General features: G+C 47.4%; 2 tRNA genes and 2 rRNA genes. All 4 read left to right on the forward strand.

Going from position 1 to position 5,304, the window contains the following annotated elements:
* Positions 1–1,446, forward strand: a 16S ribosomal RNA gene (locus ACERCF_RS12305); the annotation flags it as partial.
* A gap of 123 nt (positions 1,447–1,569) precedes the next feature.
* Positions 1,570–1,646, forward strand: a tRNA-Ile gene (locus ACERCF_RS12310).
* Between the two features lie 174 nt (positions 1,647–1,820).
* Positions 1,821–1,896 (forward strand) — tRNA-Glu (locus ACERCF_RS12315).
* Positions 1,897–2,668: 772 nt separating this feature from the next.
* A 23S ribosomal RNA gene (locus ACERCF_RS12320) occupies positions 2,669–5,304 on the forward strand; the annotation flags it as partial.

A 5,304-nucleotide genomic window follows, 5' to 3' on the forward strand; every position in this document is an offset into this window, starting at 1 on the left:
CTGACGAGTGGCGGACGGGTGAGTAATGCTTGGGAATCTGGCTTATGGAGGGGGATAACTACTGGAAACGGTAGCTAATACCGCGTAATCTCTTAGGAGTAAAGACTGGGAACTTCGGTCCAGTTGCCATAAGATGAGCCCAAGTGAGATTAGGTAGTTGGTGAGGTAAAGGCTCACCAAGCCCGCGATCTCTAGCTGGTCTGAGAGGATGACCAGCCACACTGGAACTGAGACACGGTCCAGACTCCTACGGGAGGCAGCAGTGGGGAATATTGCACAATGGGGGAAACCCTGATGCAGCCATGCCGCGTGAATGAAGAAGGCCTTCGGGTTGTAAAGTTCTTTCGGTGACGAGGAAGGCGATTGTTTTAATAGAACAGTCGATTGACGTTAATCACAGAAGAAGCACCGGCTAACTCCGTGCCAGCAGCCGCGGTAATACGGGGGGTGCGAGCGTTAATCGGAATAACTGGGCGTAAAGGGCACGCAGGCGGTTGTTTAAGTGAGGTGTGAAAGCCCCGGGCTTAACCTGGGAATTGCATTTCAGACTGGACAACTAGAGTACTTTAGGGAGGGGTAGAATTCCACGTGTAGCGGTGAAATGCGTAGAGATGTGGAGGAATACCGAAGGCGAAGGCAGCCCCTTGGGAATGTACTGACGCTCATGTGCGAAAGCGTGGGGAGCAAACAGGATTAGATACCCTGGTAGTCCACGCCGTAAACGCTGTCGATTTGGGGATTGGACTTTGAGTCTGGTGCCCGTAGCTAACGTGATAAATCGACCGCCTGGGGAGTACGGCCGCAAGGTTAAAACTCAAATGAATTGACGGGGGCCCGCACAAGCGGTGGAGCATGTGGTTTAATTCGATGCAACGCGAAGAACCTTACCTACTCTTGACATCCTAAGAAGAACTCAGAGATGAGTTTGTGCCTTCGGGAACTTAGAGACAGGTGCTGCATGGCTGTCGTCAGCTCGTGTTGTGAAATGTTGGGTTAAGTCCCGCAACGAGCGCAACCCTTATCCTTTGTTGCCAGCGATTCGGTCGGGAACTCAAAGGAGACTGCCGGTGATAAACCGGAGGAAGGTGGGGATGACGTCAAGTCATCATGGCCCTTACGAGTAGGGCTACACACGTGCTACAATGGCGTATACAGAGGGCGGCGACCCAGCGATGGTGAGCGAATCTCAGAAAGTACGTCTAAGTCCGGATTGGAGTCTGCAACTCGACTCCATGAAGTCGGAATCGCTAGTAATCGCAAATCAGAATGTTGCGGTGAATACGTTCCCGGGCCTTGTACACACCGCCCGTCACACCATGGGAGTGGGTTGTACCAGAAGTAGATAGCTTAACCTTCGGGGGGGCGTTTACCACGGTATGATTCATGACTGGGGTGAAGTCGTAACAAGGTAACCGTAGGGGAACCTGCGGTTGGATCACCTCCTTACCAAAAATCTTGCGACAGCAAGTGTTCACACAGATTGTTTGATANCCTTACCAAAAATCTTGCGACAGCAAGTGTTCACACAGATTGTTTGATAGAAAGTAGAATAAATGGAAACATCCTTTTGGGTCTGTAGCTCAGGTGGTTAGAGCGCACCCCTGATAAGGGTGAGGTCGGTGGTTCAAGTCCACTCAGACCCACCACTCAATGATGTGATTAGCGAAAGCAAATCATAAGAGAATGAGTGAAAACNAAGCAGTAGGACAAGAGATGAATGAGATTTAGGCATTCAAGCGGTTAAAATCTTGCAGAGATTTGCAAAAATCGCTAAAATATTTAACTCTCAACTGGCAAAGTGGAAAGCATCTTTAAATGATGTCCCCATCGTCTAGAGGCCTAGGACATCGCCCTTTCACGGCGGTAACCGGGGTTCGAATCCCCGTGGGGACGCCATTTAAAGATGATTTTTATTGTCTTATGTTCTTTAAAAATGTAGAAACAAGCTGAAAAACTGAGAGATTTTCTGTAAGGATATAATATTTATATCCTCAAGTAGAAAGTCTGAGTATAGAAAATCTTAGCTGAACAAAAGCAGNTAAGGTTGCAAGCGGTTAAAAATGCCGAATGTTTTGCAAGTTTAGGTATGATGATAGTCGAAAGACATTGTCTTATGTTCTTTAAAAATGTAGAAACAAGCTGAAAAACTGAGAGATTTTCTGTAAGGATATAATATTTATATTCTCAAGTAGAAAGTCTGAGTATAGAAAATCTTAGCTGAACAAAAGCAGCTAAGTGTTTAGTTGAAGATATCGCTTCAAATAAATTCATTTGATTTATTTAAATGAAAACATTTGAGGTTGTATAGTTAAGTGACTAAGCGCACAAGGTGGATGCCTTGGCAATCAGAGGCGATGAAGGACGTGCTAATCTGCGAAAAGCTTGGATGAGTCAATAAGAGGCGTTTAATCCAAGATATCCGAATGGGGAAACCCAGTAGATGAAGAATCTACTATCTTATTATGAATACATAGTAATAAGAGGCAAACCGGGAGAACTGAAACATCTAAGTACCCCGAGGAAAAGAAATCAACCGAGATTTCGNTCTCAAGTAGAAAGTCTGAGTATAAAAATCTTAGCTGAACAAAAGCAGCTAAGTGTTTAGTTGAAGATATCGCTTCAAATAAATTCATTTGATTTATTTAAATGAAAACATTTGAGGTTGTATAGTTAAGTGACTAAGCGCACAAGGTGGATGCCTTGGCAATCAGAGGCGATGAAGGACGTGCTAATCTGCGAAAAGCTTGGATGAGTCGATAAGAGGCGTTTAATCCAAGATGTCCGAATGGGGAAACCCAGTAGATGAAGAATCTACTATCTTATTATGAATACATAGTAATAAGAGGCAAACCGGGAGAACTGAAACATCTAAGTACCCCGAGGAAAAGAAATCAACCGAGATTTCGTTAGTAGCGGCGAGCGAACGCGAAAGAGCCAGTTAGTGATAGCGGTTTTGTTAGAGGAATGAGCTGGGAAGCTCAATCGTAGAGGGTGATAATCCCGTACTCGAAAACATTATCGTGGTACTAGGCTAACAACAAGTAGGGCGGGACACGTGATATCCTGTTTGAAGATGGGGGGACCATCCTCCAAGGCTAAATACTCCTGATTGACCGATAGTGAACCAGTACTGTGAAGGAAAGGCGAAAAGAACCCCGGCGAGGGGAGTGAAATAGAACCTGAAACCTTGTGCGTACAAGCAGTGGGAGCTCTTAGGAGTGACTGCGTACCTTTTGTATAATGGGTCAGCGACTTATATTTTGTAGCAAGGTTAACTGAATAAGGGAGCCGTAGGGAAACCGAGTCTTAACTGGGCGTCTAGTTGCAAGGTATAGACCCGAAACCCGGTGATCTAGCCATGGGCAGGTTGAAGATTGGGTAACACTAATTGGAGGACCGAACCGACTAATGTTGAAAAATTAGCGGATGACTTGTGGCTGGGGGTGAAAGGCCAATCAAACCGGGAGATAGCTGGTTCTCCCCGAAATCTATTTAGGTAGAGCCTTATGTGAATACCTTCGGGGGTAGAGCACTGTTTCGGCTAGGGGTCCATCCCGGATTACCAACCCGATGCAAACTGCGAATACCGAAGAGTAATGCATAGGAGACACACGGTGGGTGCTAACGTTCATCGTGGAGAGGGAAACAACCCAGACCGCCAGCTAAGGTCCCCAAGTACTAGTTAAGTGGGAAACGAAGTGGGAAGGCTTAGACAGCTAGGATGTTGGCTTAGAAGCAGCCATCATTTAAAGAAAGCGTAATAGCTCACTAGTCGAGTCGGCCTGCGCGGAAGATGTAACGGGGCTAAAACTAGTCACCGAAGCTGCGGCATCAATGGAAACATTGTTGGGTAGGGGAGCGTTGTGTAAGTCGATGAAGGTAGATTGAGAAGTCTGCTGGAGATATCACAAGTGCGAATGCTGACATAAGTAACGATAAAACGAGTGAAAAACTCGTTCGCCGGAAGACCAAGGGTTCCTGTCCAACGTTAATCGGGGCAGGGTGAGTCGGCCCCTAAGGCGAGGCTGAAAAGCGTAGTCGATGGGAAACGGGTTAATATTCCCGTACTTGGTGTAATTGCGATGTGGGGACGGAGAAGGTTAGGTTATCAGGGTGTTGGATTACCCTGTTTAAGCTGGTAGTTGGGAAGATTAGGCAAATCCGGTCTTCTATTAACAACGAGAAGTGATGACGAGGCTCTACGGAGTTGAAGTAACCGATACCACGCTTCCAGGAAAAGCCACTAAGCGTCAGATTACACTAAACCGTACTATAAACCGACACAGGTGGTCAGGTAGAGAATACTCAGGCGCTTGAGAGAACTCGGGTGAAGGAACTAGGCAAAATAGCACCGTAACTTCGGGAGAAGGTGCGCCGGCGTAGATTGTAGTGACTTGCTCACGAAGGTTGAACCGGTCGAAGATACCAGCTGGCTGCAACTGTTTATTAAAAACACAGCACTCTGCAAACACGAAAGTGGACGTATAGGGTGTGATGCCTGCCCGGTGCTGGAAGGTTAATTGATGGTGTTATCGCAAGAGAAGCTCCTGATCGAAGCCCCAGTAAACGGCGGCCGTAACTATAACGGTCCTAAGGTAGCGAAATTCCTTGTCGGGTAAGTTCCGACCTGCACGAATGGCATAATGATGGCCAGGCTGTCTCCACCCGAGACTCAGTGAAATTGAAATCGCCGTGAAGATGCGGTGTACCCGCGGCTAGACGGAAAGACCCCGTGAACCTTTACTATAGCTTGACACTGAACATTGAATTTTGATGTGTAGGATAGGTGGGAGCCTTTGAAGATGACACGCCAGTGTTGTTGGAGGCGTCCTTGAAATACCACCCTTTAACGTTTGATGTTCTAACGAAGTACTCGGAACGAGTACTCGGACAGTGTCTGGTGGGTAGTTTGACTGGGGCGGTCTCCTCCCAAAGAGTAACGGAGGAGCACGAAGGTTTGCTAATCACGGTCGGACATCGTGAGGTTAGTGCAATGGTATAAGCAAGCTTAACTGCGAGACAGACAAGTCGAGCAGGTGCGAAAGCAGGTCATAGTGATCCGGTGGTTCTGAATGGAAGGGCCATCGCTCAACGGATAAAAGGTACTCCGGGGATAACAGGCTGATACCGCCCAAGAGTTCATATCGACGGCGGTGTTTGGCACCTCGATGTCGGCTCATCACATCCTGGGGCTGAAGTAGGTCCCAAGGGTATGGCTGTTCGCCATTTAAAGTGGTACGCGAGCTGGGTTTAGAACGTCGTGAGACAGTTCGGTCCCTATCTGCCGTGGGCGTTGGAGAATTG

Origin of the sequence: Mannheimia kashgarensis (assembly GCF_041807705.1) — a bacterium.
Taxonomy (GTDB): Bacteria; Pseudomonadota; Gammaproteobacteria; order Enterobacterales; family Pasteurellaceae; genus Mannheimia.